This window comes from Streptococcus sp. D2 (assembly GCF_006385825.1).
Lineage (GTDB): Bacteria > Bacillota > Bacilli > Lactobacillales > Streptococcaceae > Streptococcus > Streptococcus shenyangsis.
Window position 1 is genome coordinate 65,709 of sequence record NZ_VFSI01000003.1, and the last position, 19,130, is coordinate 84,838.

General features: G+C 41.5%; 21 protein-coding genes and 1 riboswitch. Of the genes, 15 read left to right on the forward strand and 6 right to left on the reverse strand.

Going from position 1 to position 19,130, the window contains the following annotated elements; genetic code table 11:
- Positions 1-9: 9 nt before the first annotated feature.
- A complete protein-coding gene (rnz, locus tag FJR73_RS02425) occupies positions 10-939 on the forward strand; it encodes a ribonuclease Z (protein ID WP_140833120.1) in 930 nt (309 codons plus the stop codon).
- Between the two features lie 20 nt (positions 940-959).
- The gene (locus FJR73_RS02430; RefSeq protein ID WP_140833122.1) at positions 960-1,715 is read left to right on the forward strand and encodes an SDR family oxidoreductase; all 756 of its coding nucleotides are present in this window, start codon (positions 960-962) and stop codon (positions 1,713-1,715) included.
- Between the two features lie 53 nt (positions 1,716-1,768).
- On the opposite strand, the gene FJR73_RS02435 is transcribed toward FJR73_RS02430, so the two are convergent.
- On the reverse strand, positions 1,769-2,677 hold the full coding sequence (locus tag FJR73_RS02435) for a LysR family transcriptional regulator (RefSeq protein WP_001222592.1): 909 nt from the start codon (positions 2,675-2,677) through the stop codon (positions 1,769-1,771).
- A 63-nt stretch (positions 2,678-2,740) separates the two neighbouring features.
- Here FJR73_RS02435 and FJR73_RS02440 point away from each other — a divergent pair, with 63 nt between their 5' ends.
- Together FJR73_RS02440 and FJR73_RS02445 are read left to right on the forward strand one after the other, a co-directional pair.
- The gene (locus FJR73_RS02440; protein ID WP_000051783.1) at positions 2,741-3,010 is read left to right on the forward strand and encodes a YqgQ family protein; all 270 of its coding nucleotides are present in this window, start codon (positions 2,741-2,743) and stop codon (positions 3,008-3,010) included.
- Positions 3,010-3,393, forward strand: a complete 384-nt coding sequence (locus FJR73_RS02445) for a rhodanese-like domain-containing protein (protein WP_140833124.1) — start codon at positions 3,010-3,012, stop codon at positions 3,391-3,393. Before FJR73_RS02440 ends, FJR73_RS02445 begins: the two co-directional genes overlap by 1 nt.
- A gap of 34 nt (positions 3,394-3,427) precedes the next feature.
- Here FJR73_RS02445 and FJR73_RS02450 read toward each other — a convergent pair whose 3' ends face one another.
- The gene (locus FJR73_RS02450; protein WP_140833126.1) at positions 3,428-4,153 is read right to left on the reverse strand and encodes a 16S rRNA pseudouridine(516) synthase; all 726 of its coding nucleotides are present in this window, start codon (positions 4,151-4,153) and stop codon (positions 3,428-3,430) included.
- A gap of 161 nt (positions 4,154-4,314) precedes the next feature.
- On the opposite strand from FJR73_RS02450, the gene typA reads away from it, so the two are divergent.
- The 7 genes from typA to pyrE all read left to right on the forward strand — a co-directional run bounded on the left by typA (position 4,315) and on the right by pyrE (position 11,801).
- The gene (gene typA / locus FJR73_RS02455) at positions 4,315-6,156 is read left to right on the forward strand and encodes a translational GTPase TypA (protein ID WP_000164108.1); all 1,842 of its coding nucleotides are present in this window, start codon (positions 4,315-4,317) and stop codon (positions 6,154-6,156) included.
- Between the two features lie 19 nt (positions 6,157-6,175).
- The gene (locus FJR73_RS02460) at positions 6,176-6,430 is read left to right on the forward strand and encodes a DUF3165 family protein (protein WP_061759174.1); all 255 of its coding nucleotides are present in this window, start codon (positions 6,176-6,178) and stop codon (positions 6,428-6,430) included.
- 113 nt (positions 6,431-6,543) lie between these two features.
- A complete protein-coding gene (gene murD / locus FJR73_RS02465) occupies positions 6,544-7,896 on the forward strand; it encodes a UDP-N-acetylmuramoyl-L-alanine--D-glutamate ligase (RefSeq protein WP_140833127.1) in 1,353 nt (450 codons plus the stop codon).
- A 2-nt stretch (positions 7,897-7,898) separates the two neighbouring features.
- Positions 7,899-8,957: a UDP-N-acetylglucosamine--N-acetylmuramyl-(pentapeptide) pyrophosphoryl-undecaprenol N-acetylglucosamine transferase gene (locus FJR73_RS02470; protein WP_140833128.1), complete on the forward strand. Its 1,059-nt coding sequence runs from the start codon at positions 7,899-7,901 to the stop codon at positions 8,955-8,957.
- 9 nt (positions 8,958-8,966) lie between these two features.
- Complete coding sequence (locus tag FJR73_RS02475) at positions 8,967-10,202, forward strand: cell division protein FtsQ/DivIB (protein ID WP_140833130.1); 1,236 nt, start codon at positions 8,967-8,969, stop codon at positions 10,200-10,202.
- 231 nt (positions 10,203-10,433) lie between these two features.
- Positions 10,434-11,135, forward strand: coding sequence for an orotidine-5'-phosphate decarboxylase (gene pyrF, locus FJR73_RS02480; RefSeq protein ID WP_140833132.1), 702 nt, complete (start codon positions 10,434-10,436; stop codon positions 11,133-11,135).
- 33 nt (positions 11,136-11,168) lie between these two features.
- Positions 11,169-11,801: an orotate phosphoribosyltransferase gene (pyrE, locus tag FJR73_RS02485; protein ID WP_140833134.1), complete on the forward strand. Its 633-nt coding sequence runs from the start codon at positions 11,169-11,171 to the stop codon at positions 11,799-11,801.
- A gap of 62 nt (positions 11,802-11,863) precedes the next feature.
- Here the strand turns inward: pyrE and FJR73_RS02490 are convergent, their stop codons facing one another.
- From FJR73_RS02490 to FJR73_RS02505, 4 genes are read right to left on the reverse strand one after another with little or no spacing between them, the layout of a single operon-like run.
- Positions 11,864-12,718, reverse strand: a complete 855-nt coding sequence (locus tag FJR73_RS02490) for a cysteine ABC transporter substrate-binding protein (RefSeq protein WP_140833136.1) — start codon at positions 12,716-12,718, stop codon at positions 11,864-11,866.
- An 11-nt stretch (positions 12,719-12,729) separates the two neighbouring features.
- Complete coding sequence (locus tag FJR73_RS02495; protein ID WP_140833138.1) at positions 12,730-13,488, reverse strand: amino acid ABC transporter ATP-binding protein; 759 nt, start codon at positions 13,486-13,488, stop codon at positions 12,730-12,732.
- Positions 13,489-14,166, reverse strand: coding sequence for an amino acid ABC transporter permease (locus FJR73_RS02500; RefSeq protein ID WP_140833140.1), 678 nt, complete (start codon positions 14,164-14,166; stop codon positions 13,489-13,491).
- Complete coding sequence (locus tag FJR73_RS02505; RefSeq protein ID WP_140833142.1) at positions 14,126-14,806, reverse strand: amino acid ABC transporter permease; 681 nt, start codon at positions 14,804-14,806, stop codon at positions 14,126-14,128. Before FJR73_RS02505 ends, FJR73_RS02500 begins: the two co-directional genes overlap by 41 nt.
- 215 nt (positions 14,807-15,021) lie before the next feature.
- Here FJR73_RS02505 and lctO point away from each other — a divergent pair, with 215 nt between their 5' ends.
- From lctO to thiE, 4 genes are all read left to right on the forward strand, one after another.
- The gene (gene lctO / locus FJR73_RS02510) at positions 15,022-16,158 is read left to right on the forward strand and encodes an L-lactate oxidase (protein WP_140833144.1); all 1,137 of its coding nucleotides are present in this window, start codon (positions 15,022-15,024) and stop codon (positions 16,156-16,158) included.
- A 148-nt stretch (positions 16,159-16,306) separates the two neighbouring features.
- Positions 16,307-16,395: riboswitch (TPP riboswitch) on the forward strand.
- 213 nt (positions 16,396-16,608) lie between these two features.
- Entirely contained in the window at positions 16,609-17,277 is a 669-nt protein-coding gene (locus FJR73_RS02515) for a TenA family protein (RefSeq protein ID WP_140833146.1), read from the forward strand.
- Between the two features lie 234 nt (positions 17,278-17,511).
- Positions 17,512-18,294 (forward strand): hydroxyethylthiazole kinase, encoded by a 783-nt coding sequence (gene thiM / locus FJR73_RS02525; protein ID WP_140833148.1) that lies wholly within the window; start codon positions 17,512-17,514, stop codon positions 18,292-18,294.
- A 1-nt stretch (position 18,295) separates the two neighbouring features.
- Positions 18,296-18,925, forward strand: a complete 630-nt coding sequence (gene thiE / locus FJR73_RS02530) for a thiamine phosphate synthase (RefSeq protein WP_140833150.1) — start codon at positions 18,296-18,298, stop codon at positions 18,923-18,925.
- Positions 18,926-19,130: the final 205 nt, after the last annotated feature.

The following is a 19,130-nucleotide window of genomic DNA, read 5'->3' on the forward strand; positions in this document are numbered from 1 at the left end:
AAGTATCGAATGGATATTCAATTTTTAGGAACGGGGGCTGGTCAGCCCTCTAAAGCCCGCAATGTTTCAAGTCTCGCTCTGAAACTTTTGGATGAGATTAACGAAGTTTGGCTCTTTGACTGTGGAGAAGGAACGCAAAATCGCATTCTAGAGACCACGATTCGACCACGTAAGGTCAGCAAAATCTTTATCACCCATCTGCATGGCGACCACATTTTTGGCTTGCCTGGTTTCCTTTCTAGTCGTGCCTTTCAGGCCAATGAAGAGCAGACAGATTTGGAAATCTATGGACCTCAAGGCATCAAATCTTTTGTATTGACCAGTCTACGAGTGTCAGGTTCACGCCTGCCCTATAAGATTCATTTCCATGAATTTGACCAAGATTCTCTAGGGAAAATTCTTGAAACAGATAAATTCACGGTGTATGCGGAAGAGTTGGACCACACTATTTTTTGTGTTGGTTATCGTGTCATGCAAAAGGACCTAGAAGGAACGCTAGATGCTGAAAAACTCAAGTCTGCTGGTGTCCCATTTGGCCCGCTTTTTGGGAAAATCAAAAACGGTCAGGACGTTGTTCTTGAAGACGGTACTGAAATCAAGGCAACAGACTATATCTCAGCTCCCCGTCCAGGTAAAATTATCACTATTTTAGGAGACACTCGAAAAACGGATGCCAGTGTGCGTCTAGCTGTCAATGCTGATGTCCTTGTCCATGAATCTACTTATGGCAAGGGTGATGAAAAGATTGCTCGTAACCATGGTCACTCAACCAACATGCAGGCAGCGCAGGTCGCAGTAGAAGCAGGTGCTAAACGCCTCTTGCTCAACCATATCAGTGCCCGTTTCCTCTCAAAGGATATCAGCAAGCTCAAAAAAGACGCTGCTAGTGTTTTTGAAAATGTCCATGTGGTCAAAGACTTGGAAGAAGTGGAAATCTAAAAGATTGGGAAAGGATAAGTATGCCTACTATTCTTATTACAGGAGCTAGCGGTGGTCTAGCCCAAGAAATGGTCAAACTCTTGCCAAATGACCAACTCATCTTGCTTGGTAGAAATAAGGAAAAATTAGTCCAACTCTACGGAAACCATCCCCATGCAGAATTGATTGAAATCGATATTACCGATGACTCAGCCTTAGAAACTCTGGTAACAGACCTCTATCTCCGCTATGGCAAGATTGATGTCTTAATTAACAATGCTGGTTACGGGATTTTTGAAGAATTTGACCAGATTTCTGACCAAGATATTCACCAGATGTTTGAGGTCAATACCTTTGCCCTAATGAATCTGTCTCGTCGCCTTGCGGCTCGAATGAAGGAAAGTCGAAAAGGCCATATTATCAATATTGTTAGCATGGCAGGTTTGATTGCTACTGGCAAGTCTAGTCTCTACTCAGCCACTAAGTTTGCAGCCATTGGTTTTTCAAATGCTCTGCGCCTCGAACTTATGCCATATGGAGTCTATGTGACAACAGTCAATCCAGGACCTATCCGTACAGGATTTTTTGACCAAGCGGACCCAGATGGAACCTATCTCAAATCGGTTGACCGTTTCCTACTAGAAGCAGATGTAGTGGCTAAAAAGATTGTTAAGATTATAGGGAAAAACAAACGAGAACTCAATCTCCCGATTTTGTTGAACCTAGCCCATAAGTTTTATACTCTCTTTCCCAAGCTAGCTGATAAGTTGGCAGGGGGAATCTTTAATTATAAATAAAAAGAACCAATGTGTAGGTTATTGCTAGCCTACATATTGGTTCTTATCCTTTCTCAACTATCAAATTGGACTTCTTCTAGTAGATAGTCAATAAAGCGTTCGCCCATCTTAGATAGGCTGGTTTTCTCATGCTGGATATAGACCAGCTCAATTGGGTCATCAATATCCAGTGGGATAGAAACGATATTGTCTCCGTTGAGGTTGCTGTTCAAAATCCCTGTCGCAATGGTGTAACCATCTAAACCAATCAAGAGATTAAAGAGGGTAGCACGGTCACTGACCACGATAGATTTTTTGTGGTGTTCTTGAGAAAGAATTTCCTCTGAAAAGTAGAAGGAGTTGTGTGTCCCTTGGTCATAACTAAGGTAAGGGAAATTTTCCAAGTCAGACAGTTTTACCTTGTCTTTCTTTGCCAGAGGATTGGTCTTGCTGACAAAGATATGGGGCTGGGCGGTAAAGAGATGGTGAGCCAGCAGGTGGTTGTCATCCAGCATTTTGGTTAAAACATCACGGTTGTAGCTGTTTAAGAAGAGGACACCGACCTCACTACGGAAGTTCTTGACGTCGTCGATAATCTCCCAAGTACGAGTTTCACGAAGGAAGAGCTCGTATTTCTCCATATCGCTTTTCTTGAGCAGAGAGACAAAGGCATTGACCACAAAGGCATAGTGTTGAGACGAAACGCTAAAGAGTTCGCGGTGGGCGACAGGGTTTTTATAGCGTTCCTCTAGAAGCTGGGTCTGCTCGACAACCTGACGGGCGTAAGAGAGAAACTCCATCCCATCACGGGTCAAGGTGATTCCCTTGGGATTGCGGATAAAGATCTCAATGCCCATTTCATTTTCCAAATCTCTCACAGCATTGGAAAGACTAGGCTGAGTGATAAAGAGTTGCTTGGCTGCTTCATTCATGGAGCCAGTTTCGACGATTTTGATAATATAGTGTAATTGTTGAATTCTCATGTTTTTATTGTACCACACTTGCGTCAGAATCGCCAAAGAAGATAGGAAAATCAGGGGCATTGTGTGAGTCTCTTCTTGAAAAAAACACAAAATTTTGCTAGAATGGGTCTTATGAAAACATTCTATGATGTGCAGCAATTCCTCAAACGATTTGGTATTATTGTTTACATGGGAAAACGCTTATATGATATTGAACTGATGAAGTTGGAACTCTCTCGGATTTACGATGCAGGGTTGATGGATAAATTAGACTATCTAGAGGCAGAAGCAGTTCTTCGCAGAGAGCACAAGGTAGAATTGGATTATATTGAGAAAAATGGAGAAAAGAACTAATGGTTACTTGGATTTTGTGGGCACTTATACTAGCAATGTTGGCGTGGATGGGCTTTAACTATCTTCGTATTCGTCGTGCGGCTAAAATTGTAGACAATGAAGAGTTTGAAGCCTTGATTCGTACGGGTCAATTGATTGATTTGCGCGACCCAGCAGAATTCCACAGAAAGCATATCCTTGGAGCTCGCAATATTCCTTCAAGTCAGTTGAAAACTAGTCTTGCAGCCCTTCGTAAAGATAAATCTATCCTTCTTTACGAAAACCAACGTGCGCAACGGGTCACAAATGCAGCCCTTTACTTGAAAAAACAAGGCTTTTCTGAGATTTATATCCTTTCTTATGGTTTGGATTCTTGGAAAGGTAAAGTCAAAGTTGAGAAATAAGAAAACGAGCTTGGATATTTTCCGAGCTCATTTTTTAACCACTTTTTCTGAGAAATTCACGAATGCTTGCCAACTCTTCTGAGTTAAGGGGGCGGTAGTCTCCCTCTTGAAGATGATCATCCAAACTCCAAGGGCCAAAATGGGTACGTTTAAGGGAGGTCACTTTGACACCAACCGAGAGGAACATTTTCTTAACTTGATGAAATTTTCCTTCTGAAATGCTGATAGAGGCTTGACTGAGAGAAGGACTTGCAGATAGAATTTCTAGCCTTGCAGGTTTACAGATAGTGCCATCTAAAAAGACAATTCCCTTTTGAAAGGCTTGAATATGGTCAGGTGTCAGGAGTCCATTAACCTCAACTTGGTAGGTCTTATCGACATGATATTGGGGATGGAGGAGTTGAAAGCCCAAAGGGCCGTTGTCGGTCAAGAGGAGGAGCCCAGTCGTATCTCGGTCCAGTCGGCCAACAGCATAGAGCTTGTCAGACTGGATGTCAGATGGAAGCAGGTCCATGACAGTTGGAAGTTCCTTGTCTTTGTTGGCTGTCACGACACCAGCAGGCTTATGAAGCATAAGATAGGTGTGCTCATAGCCTTGAATGATTCGGCCTTGAAAAAGGAGTTTTTGTAGTCCTGTATCGATATTCTGAGCTAGGGAGCGGGCTGGGCAACCATCGACGAGAATTTCCCCTTTGAAGAGTGCTTGCTTCATAGTCTTTCGACTGATTTTTTCTTGGGCTAATAAATTATCTAAACGCATACTGTGCCTATCTTATCATAAGTCGCTTGCTTTGAAAAGGCTTGACGTGAAAAGAAAAGCAGAGTGAAAACATTTACACTTGCTTGAATTATGTTATTTACTTGAAATTATGGTATAATCGTTCAGTTAGAAAATAAATTTTGAATATTATAGAGGAAATCATGACAAAATTAAGAGAAGATATCCGTAACATTGCGATTATCGCCCACGTTGACCACGGGAAAACAACCCTCGTTGACGAATTATTGAAACAATCAGAAACACTTGATGCACGTACTGAATTGGCAGAGCGTGCTATGGACTCAAACGATATTGAAAAAGAGCGTGGAATCACCATCCTTGCTAAAAATACTGCCGTTGCCTATAACGGAACTCGTATTAACATCATGGACACACCAGGACACGCGGACTTCGGTGGAGAAGTTGAGCGTATCATGAAAATGGTTGACGGTGTTGTCTTGGTCGTAGATGCCTACGAAGGAACAATGCCACAGACTCGTTTCGTATTGAAAAAAGCCTTGGAACAAGACCTTGTGCCAATCGTGGTTGTTAACAAAATCGACAAACCATCAGCTCGCCCAGCAGAAGTAGTGGACGAAGTATTGGAACTTTTCATCGAGCTTGGTGCAGATGATGACCAGCTTGACTTCCCAGTGGTGTATGCTTCAGCTATTAACGGAACTTCTTCGTTGTCAGATGATCCAGCTGACCAAGAAGCGACTATGGCACCAATCTTTGACACGATTATTGACCACATCCCAGCTCCAGTAGATAACTCAGATGAGCCTTTGCAGTTCCAAGTATCACTTTTGGACTACAATGACTTCGTTGGACGTATTGGTATCGGTCGTGTCTTCCGTGGTACAGTTAAGGTTGGGGACCAAGTTACCCTTTCTAAACTTGATGGCACAACTAAAAACTTCCGTGTTACAAAACTCTTCGGTTTCTTTGGTTTGGAACGTCGTGAAATCCAAGAAGCTAAAGCTGGTGACTTGATTGCTGTTTCAGGTATGGAAGACATCTTTGTCGGGGAAACCATTACTCCGACAGACGCAATCGAAGCTCTTCCAATCCTACATATCGATGAGCCAACTCTTCAAATGACTTTCTTGGTTAACAACTCACCATTTGCTGGTAAAGAAGGTAAATGGGTAACTTCTCGTAAGGTGGAAGAACGTTTGCAGGCCGAATTGCAAACAGACGTTTCCCTTCGTGTTGACCCAACTGATTCACCAGATAAATGGACAGTTTCAGGTCGTGGAGAATTGCACTTGTCAATCCTTATCGAAACAATGCGTCGTGAAGGTTATGAACTTCAAGTATCTCGTCCAGAAGTTATCGTAAAAGAAATCGACGGTGTTAAATGTGAACCATTTGAACGTGTTCAAATCGATACTCCAGAAGAATACCAAGGATCTGTTATCCAAAGCCTTTCTGAACGTAAAGGTGAAATGTTGGATATGATTTCAACTGGTAATGGTCAAACTCGTTTGGTCTTTCTTGTTCCAGCGCGTGGTTTGATTGGGTACTCAACTGAGTTCTTGTCAATGACTCGTGGTTACGGTATTATGAACCATACCTTCGACCAATACTTGCCATTGATTCCAGGTGAAATTGGTGGTCGTCACCGTGGTGCCCTTGTTTCTATCGATGCTGGTAAGGCTACAACTTACTCAATCATGTCTATCGAAGAACGTGGTACAATCTTTGTCAACCCAGGTACTGAAGTTTACGAAGGAATGATCATCGGTGAAAACTCTCGTGAAAATGACTTGACAGTTAACATCACTAAGGCAAAACAAATGACCAACGTTCGTTCAGCTACTAAGGACCAAACAGCTGTAATCAAGACGCCTCGTATCTTGACACTTGAAGAATCTCTTGAGTTCTTGAACGACGATGAGTACATGGAAGTAACGCCTGAGTCTATCCGTTTGCGTAAACAAATCCTTAACAAGGCAGAGCGTGAGAAAGCTAATAAGAAGAAAAAATCAGCTGAATAAGAGCTAGAAAGAGATAAAGATGGTTTATTTAATCATAGGAATCCTCTTATTACTACTCTATGTATTTGCGACACCACAAAGCATTAAAGGGACAGTCAATATCGTCCTTGTCGTCTTTGCTTTCGTAGCACTTTTGATTTTGCTGATGCTGTCTGTCCTGCAAATCTTTCAGCTACCGACAGAATTCTTTATCGCAATCGCCATGCTCTTCCTAGCATACTTTAGCTTGCGAGATATTACCCTCATGTCGGTCCATAAAAGTAAAAGAAGATAAAAGAGAGTTTCGGCTCTCTTTTTGCTTGTTAGAATGCCTAATCTGAGCATTTTCATTTAGAATTATTTCCATAAAAATGGTAAAATAGTAGGAGTAGAAATGGAGTTTGAGACATGAAAGTAATAGATCAATTTAGAAATAAGAAAGTCCTTGTTTTAGGTTTGGCCAAGTCTGGTGAATCTGCAGCTCGTTTGTTGGATAAGCTAGGTGCCATTGTGACGGTAAATGATGGGAAGCCTTTCGAAGACAATCCAGCTGCGCAAAGTTTGCTGGAAGAAGGGATCAAGGTTATCACAGGTGGCCATCCTTTGGAACTTTTGGATGAAGAGTTTGCCCTTATGGTGAAAAATCCAGGCATTCCCTACAGCAATCCTATGATTGAAAAGGCTTTGGCCAAGGGAATTCCAGTCTTGACTGAGGTGGAATTGGCTTACTTGATTTCAGAAGCGCCCATTATCGGTATCACAGGTTCAAATGGAAAAACAACCACAACGACTATGATTGGGGAAGTTTTGACTGCTGCTGGGCAACATGGTCTTTTATCAGGAAATATCGGCTATCCTGCCAGTCAGGTTGCTCAAACTGCGACAGACAAGGACACGCTTGTCATGGAACTTTCTTCCTTCCAACTCATGGGTGTGCAAGAATTCCATCCTGAGATTGCTGTTATTACCAATCTCATGCCAACTCATATCGACTACCACGGTTCTTTTGAGGAATATGTAGCAGCTAAGTGGAATATCCAGAACAAGATGACAGCAGCTGATTTCCTTGTCTTAAACTTTAACCAAGACTTGGCAAAAGAATTGGCTACCCAAACACAGGCTACTGTTGTTCCATTTTCAACACAGGAAAAGCTTGCTGGAGCTTATCTAGAAGATGGTAAACTCTACTTCCGTGGGGAAGTTGTCATGGCAGCTAGCGAAATCGGAGTTCCAGGTAGTCACAATGTGGAAAATACCCTTGCGACGATTGCTGTAGCCAAGCTTCGTGGTGTTGATAACCAAACCATCAAAGAAACTCTTTCAGCCTTTGGTGGTGTCAAACACCGTCTCCAATTTGTGGATGAAATCAAAGGTGTTAAGTTCTATAATGATAGTAAATCAACCAATATCTTGGCTACTCAAAAAGCCTTGTCAGGATTTGACAACAGCAAGGTCGTCTTGATTGCAGGTGGTTTGGATCGTGGCAATGAGTTTGACGAATTGGTTCCAGATATTACTGGACTCAAGAAGATGGTCATCCTTGGTCAGTCTGCAGAACGTGTCAAACGGGCAGCGGATAAGGCTGGTGTAGCTTATGTGAATGCGACTGATATTGCAGATGCGACCCGCAAGGCCTACGAGCTTGCGACTCAAGGAGACGTAGTCCTTCTCAGTCCTGCCAATGCTAGCTGGGATATGTATGCTAACTTTGAAGTACGTGGCGACCTCTTTATCGACACAGTAGCGGAGTTAAAGGAATAAGTATGAAAAAAATTGTCTTTACAGGTGGGGGGACGGTTGGACACGTGACCCTCAATCTTTTGTTAATGCCCAAGTTTATCGAAGATGGCTGGGAAGTCCACTATATCGGGGACAAGCGTGGTATTGAACACCAAGAAATCCTCAAGTCAGGTTTGGATGTCACCTTTCATTCCATTGCGACTGGAAAATTGCGTCGCTATTTCTCTTGGCAAAATATGATGGACGTCTTTAAAGTTGGCTGGGGGATTGTCCAATCTCTCTTTATCATGTTGCGACTTCGTCCACAGGCCCTTTTTTCAAAGGGAGGTTTTGTCTCTGTGCCGCCTGTTATCGCAGCGCGTGTGTCAGGAGTGCCTGTCTTTATTCACGAATCTGACCTGTCTATGGGCTTGGCCAATAAAATCGCCTATAAATTTGCGACTAAGATGTATTCAACCTTTGAACAAGCTTCAAGTTTGTCTAAGGTTGAGCATGTGGGAGCAGTGACCAAGGTTTCAGATCAAAAAAATCCAGAACCCGATGAATTGGTGGATATTCAAACCCACTTTAATCCCCAATTGCCAACTGTATTGTTTGTCGGTGGTTCAGCAGGCGCTCGTGTCTTTAACCAATTGGTGACAGACCATAAGAAAGAACTGACAGAGCGCTACAATATTATCAATCTAACTGGAGATTCTAGCCTGAACGAGTTGAGCCAAAATCTTTTTCGTGTTGACTATGTGACCAATCTCTATCAACCCTTGATGGAATTGGCTGATATTGTTGTGACAAGAGGTGGCGCCAATACGATTTTTGAGCTCTTGGCCATGGCAAAATTACATGTTATTGTGCCGCTTGGTCGTGAAGCTAGTCGTGGAGACCAGATTGAAAACGCAGCCTACTTTGTTAAGAAAGGCTATGCAGAAGAGCTTCAAGAAAGCGATTTGACCTTGGATAGTTTGGAAGAGAAGCTGTCTCACTTACTAAGCCACAAGGAAGACTACCAAGCTAAGATGAAGGCTTCTAAGGAATTGAAATCTCTAGCAGATTTTTATCAACTATTGAAAAACGATTTATCATAAGGAAAGTAAATGTCAAAAGATAAGAAAAATGAGGGCAAAGAAATCCTCGAAGAATTGAAAGAGTTATCAGAATGGCAGAAACGAAACCAAGAATATCTAAAAAAGAAGGCTGAAGAAGAGGCGGCCCTAGCTGAGGAGAAGAAAAAGGAAAGACAAGCTCGAATGGGAGAAGAATCTGAGAAGTCAGAGGACAAGGAGAGTGAAGCTGACCCAGAAGACTCAGAATCAGCCATGGAAGAGTCTGAAGAAAAAGTAGCATCCTCAGAGGGAGATAAAGAGGAAGAAGAGATAGAAGAATCAGGGGCTAAAGAGGGCGAGGAACAGGATAAAAAGCTTGCTAAAAAGGCTACAAAAGAAAAACCAGCCAAAGCAAAGATTCCTGGCCTCCATATCTTACGAGCCTTAACGATTTTATTTCCAAGTCTGCTTTTATTGATTGTCTCTGTTTACTTACTCAGTCCTTATGCGACTATGAAGGATATCCGTGTTGAGGGAACGGTGCAAACTACAGCTGATGATATTCGACAGGCTTCAGGCATTCAGGATTCGGATTATACGATTAACCTTCTGCTAGACAAGGCAAAATATGAAGAGCAGATCAAGTCTAACTATTGGGTTGAATCAGCTCAACTTGTCTATCAATTTCCAACCAAGTTTACTATCAAGGTCAAGGAATATGATATTGTTGCCTACTATGTTTCTGGTGAAAATCATTATCCTATTCTTTCCAGTGGTCAGCTTGAGACCAGTGCTGTGAGCTTGGTCAGTCTACCAGAAACTTATTTGTCAGTTCTCTTTAATGATAGTGAACAAATCAAGGCTTTTGTCTCAGAACTTTCTCAAATTAGCCCAGAACTCAAGGCTGCTATCCAAAAGGTGGAGCTAGCCCCAAGCAAGGTGACTTCCGATTTAATTCGATTGACCATGTATGATACAGATGAAGTCTTGGTTCCCCTGTCTGAAATGAGCAAGAAATTACCTTACTACAGTAAGATTAAGCCTCAATTGTCAGAACCGAGTGTGATTGACATGGAAGCTGGAATTTACAGTTACACTGTAGCGGATAAATTAATTATGGAGGCAGAAGAAAAAGCTAAAAAAGAGGCCGAAGAAGCTGAGAAGAAACAGAAAGACGAAGAGAAGAAAAGGCTAGAAGAACAGCAGAATAAATTGGAAGAAGAGAAGAAAAAGCTGGAGGAAGAAAGCAATCGAAATCAAACGCCCCAGCGTTCACCGCGTCGCTAGGTTTACCTTTTTTCTCATAGTACTTTAGTGACTAGTTTTTACTTGACAAGTGCTAGTAGAAATAATAGAATAGTAAAAAACCTTTAAAGCAGTCCAGAGAGGCAGCTAAGGTTAGACGATGAAAGGGTGGAGACTACCCATTTTTCGTGGAACCTTGCTGTTGGCAGGTTCCTTTTTTCGTGTCTTCTGTTGGCCAGACTCTCTCACTAGCAAAGGTAAAAGGAGAAACCTATGCGAGAACATCGTCCAGTCATTGCTCTTGATTTTCCTAGTTTTGAGGCAGTCAAGGAATTCTTAGCTCTTTTTCCAGAGGAAGAAAGCCTTTATCTCAAGGTAGGGATGGAGCTTTATTATGCAACGGGACCTGAGATTATTTCCTATTTAAAAAACTTGGGACATAGCGTCTTTCTTGATCTCAAACTTCATGACATTCCCAATACAGTCAAATCAGCCATGAAGGTCCTGTCTCAGCTTGGTGTGGATATGACCAATGTTCATGCGGCTGGGGGTGTAGAGATGATGAAGGCTGCGCGTGAAGGTCTTGGAAACCAAGCCAAATTGATTGCAGTGACTCAGCTCACATCAACCTCAGAAGCTCAGATGCAGGAGTTTCAAAATATCCAAACCAGCCTGCAAGAGTCTGTGATTCATTATGCTAAGAAGACAGCTGAAGCGGGTTTGGATGGTGTCGTTTGCTCGGCTCAGGAAGTGCAAGTCATCAAGCAGGCTACCAATCCAGATTTTATCTGTCTGACACCGGGCATTCGTCCACAGGGAGCTGCTGTTGGTGATCAAAAACGCGTGATGACACCTGCTGATGCCTATCAAATCGGTAGTGACTATATCGTAGTGGGACGTCCCATTACCCAAGCTGAGGCTCCTGTTGCAGCTTATTATGCTATCAAGGATGAATGGACACAGGACTGGAATTAAAGAACTAGATTAGAAAAATAAAAGGAGAATACCATGACACTTGCTAAAGATATCGCTAGCCACCTCTTGAAAATTCAAGCCGTTTACCTCAAACCAGAGGAGCCTTTCACTTGGGCATCTGGTATTAAGTCACCGATTTATACTGATAATCGTGTGACACTAGCCTATCCAGAAACTCGTACCCTAATTGAAAATGGCTTTGTGGAAGCTATTAAAGAAGCCTTTCCTGAGGTTGAGGTGATTGCAGGAACTGCAACAGCAGGGATTCCACACGGAGCTATTATTGCTGATAAGATGGACCTTCCTTTTGCCTACATCCGTAGCAAACCAAAAGACCACGGTGCTGGTAATCAAATCGAAGGCCGAGTAGCTCAAGGTCAAAAAATGGTAGTGGTTGAAGACCTGATTTCAACAGGTGGTTCTGTTCTCGAGGCCGTGGCAGCAGCCAAGCGAGAAGGAGCAGAGGTTCTCGGTGTTGTAGCGATTTTCAGCTACCAATTGCCAAAAGCAGACAAAAACTTTGCAGATGCGGGTGTTAAGCTGGTGACGCTTTCTAACTACAGTGAACTCATTCACTTAGCCCAAGAAGAAGGATATATCACACCAGAAGGATTGGATCTCCTAAAACGCTTTAAAGAAGACCAAGAAAATTGGCAAAATGTTTAGAGCATAGAAAAATCAGGTAGTCGCTAGGATTACCTGATTTCTTTTTGTGATTTCATTAAGTATTAGTCGACTTTTCCACCTTCAACAACCAGGTCATCTACTTTAGCAGCGTCACCATAGGTTGGGTGAAGTGTTTTTTCATAGGCCTTGTGGAAGAAGTTTTCCTTACCTAATTTTTCAATATCTTTATTGATGAAGTCTAGCAATTCTTGGTTGCCTTTTTGAACTGCTGCCGCAATGGTATCTGGATTACCAAGAGAAGTAATTCCTACTTCAAATCCTTTATTTTCAAGCGCCCAAGCTAGAACTTCCGTATTGTCAGTAGAGAAGGCATCTCCACGTCCGTCAAGAAGGGCTTGGTAAGAGTCACTGTATTGGTCGTATTTTTGGAGTTTGATTTCTGGATGATTCTTTTCAAAATAAGTCTCAGCAGTCGTTCCTTTTGTAACAATTAAGGTTTTACCTTCAAGTTGTTTGACGTCTGTAATGAGACCAGTCTTAGGTGATACGACACCCAGAGAAACTTTCATATATGGAAGGGCAAAGTCAACTTGTTTCTTACGTTCGTCAGTTACTGTAAAGTTGGCAAGGGTAATATCCACCTTGTTTGAAATCAAGTATTCCGCACGGTTGGCAGCATCAACTGAAACGTATTTAACCTTGACACCAAGGTCTTGAGCCAGTTGGTTCCCAAGCTCAATATCGTAACCTTTGTAAGAACCATCATTGTCAACGTAACCAAAAGGTTTCTTATCTCCAAATACGGCGATTCGCAGTTCACCGCTTTTTTTGATTTCATCGATTGTGCGAGCCTTGGCCGTCGTTTTTCCAGATGAGGAACCTGAGCTACAAGCTGTGACAAAGATAAGGGCAAAGGCAAGTGCCAAAACAGTTAAGAGTGGTTTGAATAGTTTCATAAGAATCTCCTTTATAGATATGAGCCAAATTGGCTAAAGTCAAAGACGTTTAAAAATTCTTGTGCTCGTTTGGTTTGTGGATTTGTGAAGAATTCTTGAGCAGTTCCTTCTTCAGCAATCTTCCCTTGGTCAAGGAAGATGATGCGATCGGCAATTGCTTGGGTAAACTGCATTTCATGGGTTACCAGAATCATGGTACGGCCTTCTTGAGCCAAATCATTGATAAGTTCCAGCACCTCACGCACCATTTCTGGATCCAGCGAAGCAGTCACTTCGTCAAAGAGGATAATTTCTGGATGCATGAGCAGGGCACGGACAATTGCAACCCGTTGCTTTTGTCCACCAGATAACTGGCGAGCAAAGCTATGTTGTTTATCTAGTAAACCGACTCGTTCTAGTAGTTTCAAAGCTTCTTCAGTGACTTCTTTCTTGTCTCTCCCTTGAGCCTTGATAGGGCCTAGGATGAGGTTTTGAAGGACATCCAAGTGAGGGAAGAGTTCATAACTTTGAAAGACCATGCCAATCTTTTGGCGAACTAGGTGAAAATCTTTTTTATTTTCAACGATAGACTGACCATCCAGCAGGATATCTCCACCTTGAATACTTTCTAAGCCATTGAGGCAACGAAGGAGGGTACTTTTCCCACAACCAGATGGCCCTAGGATGACGACAACTTCCCCTTTATTGATTTGTAGAGATAGACCTTGGAGGATGGGATTGTCTCCGAAGGATTTTTTTAGTTCCTTGATTTCTAAGATAGTTTCAGACATTTAGTTCCTCCAATGTTTTTCTAGGTGAGTGGATAGTTTGGAAATAGGAAAGCAGACTGCGAAATACAAGACAAGAATGGTTCCATAAATCCAGAAGGAAGCGGTTGGGATGGTCAGGCGATTGCTATCGATGATTTGCTGTCCAACCTTGGTCACTTCAACTACCCCAATCAAGACAACCAAGGAAGTGGTTTTGATCATCCGAGTGACAAGGTTAATGGCTTGTGGAAGCAATCTTCTCAAGACCTGTGGGATGATGATGTGGTAGTAAAGTTGAACATTGGTCAAGCCGAGCGCCTGTCCACTTTCAAACTGATGCTTAGAGAGGGAAGTGATAGCTCCACGTACCAAGTCTCCCATTTCAGCTGTTCCCCAGAGGGTAAAAACGATAATAGCAGAAGTTTCACCTGAGATATTAATATTAAAGTTTCGAGCCAGGCCAAAGTAAACGATAAAAAGTAGCACCAACTGGGGCATGATACGGATGAATTCCAGATAAAATCGTGTCAAAAATCGTACGATTTTAGAATGGGAGGTCATGATGATTCCCATGACTGTTCCGAACATCATGGATAAGAGGACAGACAGGATGGATATTCCAATCGTAACGCCCAGTCCCTGTACGATTCTCAAGAGATTATTTCCCTGAAAGAGTACTTGGATTCCCGAATACTGCATGGCGGAGCCTCCTTTCTATCCAGCTAAAGACCAGTGAGATAGGTAGCAGCATGATCAGGTAAGCAATTACCAACATAGCCAGCGCAATATCTGTCTCATAGTAGAGCCCAATCAAGTCCTTGGCGACGTACATGAGATCGGCCAAAGCCACTGCTGAGAAAACAGAGGTTTCCTTGATGAGGAAAATGACATTGGCACTAAAAGACGGTAGGGCAACTGCTGTTGCTTGCGGCAGAACCACATAGCGAAAAACCTGAAATGGAGTAAGCCCGATGGCTAAACCAATTTCATGCTGGGTTTGACTGACAGCTTCTAGTCCACTTCGGAAGGATTCCGCCATGTAGGAACCACCTAAAAAGACCAGTCCTAAAGTGGCACAGACTTCCGAAGATAGCACAATCCCTATTCGGGGAAGTCCGAAATAGAGAAAGAAGAGTTGAATCAAAAGGGGCGTGTTGCGTGACAATTCAATGTAGGCTGTCGCTACTTGCGCCAAAACAGGGATTCGATAATGTCGGATGATACTAACGATTAAACCGAGCAGAAAGGATCCCAGAATCCCCCAAAATGCAATATGTAAGGTCAGAAGAAATGCCTTTTGATATAGTGGTAGATATTGTTCAACAATGGACCAATCCAAAACTAGAACCTCCCATCTAGAAATAATACAGTTATTGTAGCACTTAAAATCTTCTTTGGATAATATCTATTTTTTATTGACCTTATAAGGATTTTTTATCATAGAAATAAAATTTCTGAAATTTCCAAACAAAATATTTGAAAAATTTTGAAAAAAGAGTTAAAATATCTTTGTAATATACAAAGTAAACGCTTACTTATTAAGGAGGGCATTTTATGTCATACAAAACAAGCAATGCAGAAGGTCCTGTAGATTTCATCAATACCTATGATTTGGAGCCAATGGCGCAACAAGTTATTCCTAAAGCAGCATTTGGCTATATCGCTAGTGGAGCAGAAGATACTTTCACTTTAAGAGAGAATATCCGCGCCTTTAACCACAAACTCATCGTTCCGCATACGCTTTGTGGTGTTGAAAATCCAAGTACAGAGATTGAATTTGCAGGTGAAAAATTGTCTTCACCAATCATTATGGCGCCTGTTGCGGCCCATAAATTGGCAAACGAACAGGGTGAAGTGGCGACTGCGCGTGGTGTGCATGAGTTCGGTTCGCTTTATACAACTAGCTCTTACTCTACTGTAGATCTTCCAGAAATTACAGAAGCCCTTCAAGGGACACCTCACTGGTTCCAATTTTACTTTAGTAAAGATGATGGAATTAACCGCCATATCATGGACCGTGTGAAGGCTGAAGGGTATAAAGCGATTGTCTTGACGGCAGATGCGACTGTAGGAGGCAATCGTGAGGTGGACAAGCGTAATGGTTTTGTCTTCCCAGTTGGTATGCCGATTGTTGAGGAATATCTGCCAGAAGGTGCTGGAAAATCAATGGACTTTGTTTACAAATCAGCTAAACAACGCTTGTCTCCACGTGATGTAGAATTTATCGCTGAATACTCAGGACTTCCTGTGTATGTCAAAGGACCACAATGCCGTGAGGACGTTGAACGTTCGCTTGCTGCGGGAGCTTCTGGTATCTGGGTAACCAACCACGGTGGTCGCCAAATCGACGGTGGACCAGCTGCCTTTGACTCACTTCAAGAAGTAGCAGAAGCAGTTGACAAACGTGTACCAATCGTCTTTGACTCTGGTGTTCGTCGTGGTCAACACGTCTTTAAAGCCTTGGCCTCAGGAGCAGACTTGGTAGCTATTGGTCGCCCTGTTATCTATGGCTTGGCTCTCGGTGGTAGTGTCGGTGTACGTCAAGTCTTTGAACACTTGAATGCAGAATTGAAGACAGTCATGCAATTGTCTGGAACTCAGACCATTGAAGATGTCAAACATTTCAAACTCCGTCACAACCCATATAACCCAACCTTCCCAGTTGACCCTCGTGACTTAAAATTGTATTAATAAAACAGCTTGCCTCCACTGAATGTGGAGGTTTTTCTTCGTCTATAGGAAGAATAAATCGCTATTTAAAACTATATAAATATATTTTTCAGTCAAATATCTTGCTAGGGCTTTCATTTTTTGCTATACTGGTGCAGTAATTAAATAATAAAGACATTTGGGGTGCTTTAGGCTGAGATGATACCCATTGAACCTGATACAGTTAAGACTGGCGAAGGGAAATGTGAAATGTTTTTTCGTATGTCGAAATGAACGGTCTAATCTTGTAAGCTAAACTCCAGTTCCTATATGTAATTGGAGTTTTTTGTTCATTAATAGCTGACAGCTTTGAGGCCAAGCGTTTAGGTAGCTCTTCTTGAAGCCCTTGATTTTCTTTAAAAAAGTCAAGTAAAACTAGGATTTTCTTGGTGTTTTGTTGATTACGAACGAGTAAAGAGAGGAAAAATAAATATGGAAACACAAGACTATGCATTTGAGCCAGGTTTGACTGTCGGAGAATTATTAAAAAGCAGTCAGAAGGATTGGCAGGCTGCAATCAATCACCGTTTTGTTCAGGAACTTTTTGCGGGGACAATTGAGAATAAGGTCTTAAAAGACTACCTAATTCAAGATTATCACTTCTTTGATGCTTTCTTATCCATGCTGGGCGCCTGTGTAGCCCACGCAGACCAGCTTGAATCCAAGCTTCGTTTTGCCAAGCAACTAGGCTTTCTTGAAGCAGACGAAGATGGTTATTTCCAAAAGGCTTTCAAAGAGTTAAAAGTATCTGAGAATGACTATCTAGAAGCGGACTTGCACCCTGTAACAAAAGCCTTTCAGGATCTTATGTATTCGGCAGTGGCTTCATCAGACTATGCTCATCTTTTGGTCATGTTGGTCATTGCAGAAGGTCTCTATTTAGACTGGGGTTCTAAAGATTTGGCTCTACCTGAATCCTATATTCATTCGGAATGGATCAATCTCCACAGAGGTTCTTTCTTTACAGAGTGGGTTCAATTTCTGGTTGATGAACTCAATCGTGTCGGAAAAGATCGAGAAGATTTGACAGAACTTCAGGAACGCTGGAATCAAGCGGTTGGTTTGGAATTAGCCTTTTTTGATATTGGCTATGACGCCTAGAGAAAGTTTAGGATATTTACAAATTTGATGAGGTAATTCTCTTCGAAAATCAAATTCAAACCACGTCAGCTTCACCTTGCCGTACTCAAGTACAGCCTGCGGCTAGCTTCCTAGTTTGCTCTTTGATTTTCATTGAGCATAAATCATTCAATGTAACTGAAAAATTTCTTAACGAAAGATAGAGATAAATCGAAATCAGTAGATCGTATAAAGTGAAAAAGGAAGGATTTCAATATGACAAGTTTAAAATTATTAAAAGAAAAAACACCTTTGGTCATTTGCATAACCAATGATGTAGTAAAAAATTTCACAGCAAATGGATTAGTAGCACTGGGTGCATCACCAGCCATGAGTGAGTTTCCTGCAGATTTAGAGGATTTGTTAAAGTATGCTGGTGGTTTATTAATAAACATAGGAACATTGACAGATGAAAATTGGAAATTATACCAAGCTGCTCTGAAAATTGCAGAGAAATATAATGTCCCAGCAGTTTTAGATCCTGTAGCTTGTGGAGCAGGATCTTATAGAAAAAAAGTATCCGAAGATTTAATAAATAATTACAAGCTCGCAGCGATTAGGGGAAATGCTGGCGAGATTGCCTCTTTAGTAGGAATAAATGTGGCATCTAAAGGAGTAGATAGTGCAGGTGTAGATAATATTGACGAAATTGCTCTAGCAGCAAATGAGAAGTTCAATATTCCTATAATAGTAACAGGTGAAGTGGATGCTATTGCGGTAAATGGAGAAGTGGTAACGATTCATAATGGTAGTGCCATGATGCCAAAAGTTATTGGGACAGGATGCTTATTAGGTGCTGTAGTAGCAAGCTTTATCGGACTTGAAAAAGGTCAAGAATTGAAATCACTAGAAACAGCAATGTTGGTTTACAATATCGCTGGAGAAATGGCAGAAAAACGTCCAAATGGACATCTTCCTGGAACATTTAAAGTTGAATTTATAAATGCTTTATATGAGATTACAGATGAAGATGTAAAGGAATTCAAAAGAGTGAAGTAAGATGTTTCATAAAGAATTACTAAAACTATATTTTATTTGTGGAACGACTACTTGCAAAGGAAAAGATTTATATACAGTCGTTGAGGAAGCTTTAAAAGGTGGTATAACCTTATTTCAATTCCGTGAAAAAGGTGAGGGAGCCCTGGAAGGTAAAGAAAAAGTGAAATTAGCAATTAAACTACAGGATCTTTGTAAAAAATACAATGTGCCGTTTATTGTTAATGATGATATAGATTTGGCAATGGAAATTGACGCTGATGGCGTACATGTAGGTCAAGACGATCTTGGAGTTGATGAAATTAGAAAATTGATGCCAGATAAAATAATTGGTCTTTCTATAAAAAACGAGGAAGAATTTCAACAATCAAAAGTTGAATATGTAGATTATGTTGGTGTTGGTCCTGTATTTGATACCCAGTCAAAGGATGATGCTGGTGGTGCTATAGGTTATGAAGGTCTTAAATTAATGAGAAAACTATTGCCACAAATGCCCTTAGTTGCAATTGGTGGGATACAGACGCAACATATTAAAGACATTATGAAGACCAATATGGATGGTGTTTCAATCATTTCAGCAATATCGTATTCAAAAAATATAGAAAAAACTGTTCGGGAAATGAGTGAACAATAGCTATCAATTTTTCCTTGTATTCTGATGGAGTAGGATTTTCTTTTTTCTAAAAAGCTATGCCCAGATTTAGCTCAAATGGCTAATCTATCAAACAAGACATTTGTTTTTTGCAAACGAAAGACTTACTATCTTTGTGAGTGCAAGGCTGTATTTCCAGTTCAATTTCTTGAACTAGAATAAATCATTTGTTAAAATAATTATATAA

Excerpts from the sequence above, each read along its gene's own strand:
- rnz (WP_140833120.1), top strand. The coding sequence starts at position 10 with ATGGATATTCAATTTTTAGGAACGGGGGCTGGTCAGCCCTCTAAAGCC.
- FJR73_RS02430 (WP_140833122.1), top strand. The coding sequence starts at position 960 with ATGCCTACTATTCTTATTACAGGAGCTAGCGGTGGTCTAGCCCAAGAA.
- FJR73_RS02435 (WP_001222592.1), bottom strand. The coding sequence starts at position 2,677 with ATGAGAATTCAACAATTACACTATATTATCAAAATCGTCGAAACTGGC.
- FJR73_RS02445 (WP_140833124.1), top strand. The coding sequence starts at position 3,010 with ATGGTTACTTGGATTTTGTGGGCACTTATACTAGCAATGTTGGCGTGG.
- FJR73_RS02450 (WP_140833126.1), bottom strand. The coding sequence starts at position 4,153 with ATGCGTTTAGATAATTTATTAGCCCAAGAAAAAATCAGTCGAAAGACT.
- typA (WP_000164108.1), top strand. The coding sequence starts at position 4,315 with ATGACAAAATTAAGAGAAGATATCCGTAACATTGCGATTATCGCCCAC.
- FJR73_RS02460 (WP_061759174.1), top strand. The coding sequence starts at position 6,176 with ATGGTTTATTTAATCATAGGAATCCTCTTATTACTACTCTATGTATTT.
- murD (WP_140833127.1), top strand. The coding sequence starts at position 6,544 with ATGAAAGTAATAGATCAATTTAGAAATAAGAAAGTCCTTGTTTTAGGT.
- FJR73_RS02470 (WP_140833128.1), top strand. The coding sequence starts at position 7,899 with ATGAAAAAAATTGTCTTTACAGGTGGGGGGACGGTTGGACACGTGACC.
- FJR73_RS02475 (WP_140833130.1), top strand. The coding sequence starts at position 8,967 with ATGTCAAAAGATAAGAAAAATGAGGGCAAAGAAATCCTCGAAGAATTG.
- pyrF (WP_140833132.1), top strand. The coding sequence starts at position 10,434 with ATGCGAGAACATCGTCCAGTCATTGCTCTTGATTTTCCTAGTTTTGAG.
- pyrE (WP_140833134.1), top strand. The coding sequence starts at position 11,169 with ATGACACTTGCTAAAGATATCGCTAGCCACCTCTTGAAAATTCAAGCC.
- FJR73_RS02490 (WP_140833136.1), bottom strand. The coding sequence starts at position 12,718 with ATGAAACTATTCAAACCACTCTTAACTGTTTTGGCACTTGCCTTTGCC.
- FJR73_RS02495 (WP_140833138.1), bottom strand. The coding sequence starts at position 13,488 with ATGTCTGAAACTATCTTAGAAATCAAGGAACTAAAAAAATCCTTCGGA.
- FJR73_RS02500 (WP_140833140.1), bottom strand. The coding sequence starts at position 14,166 with ATGCAGTATTCGGGAATCCAAGTACTCTTTCAGGGAAATAATCTCTTG.
- lctO (WP_140833144.1), top strand. The coding sequence starts at position 15,022 with ATGTCATACAAAACAAGCAATGCAGAAGGTCCTGTAGATTTCATCAAT.
- FJR73_RS02515 (WP_140833146.1), top strand. The coding sequence starts at position 16,609 with ATGGAAACACAAGACTATGCATTTGAGCCAGGTTTGACTGTCGGAGAA.
- thiM (WP_140833148.1), top strand. The coding sequence starts at position 17,512 with ATGACAAGTTTAAAATTATTAAAAGAAAAAACACCTTTGGTCATTTGC.
- thiE (WP_140833150.1), top strand. The coding sequence starts at position 18,296 with ATGTTTCATAAAGAATTACTAAAACTATATTTTATTTGTGGAACGACT.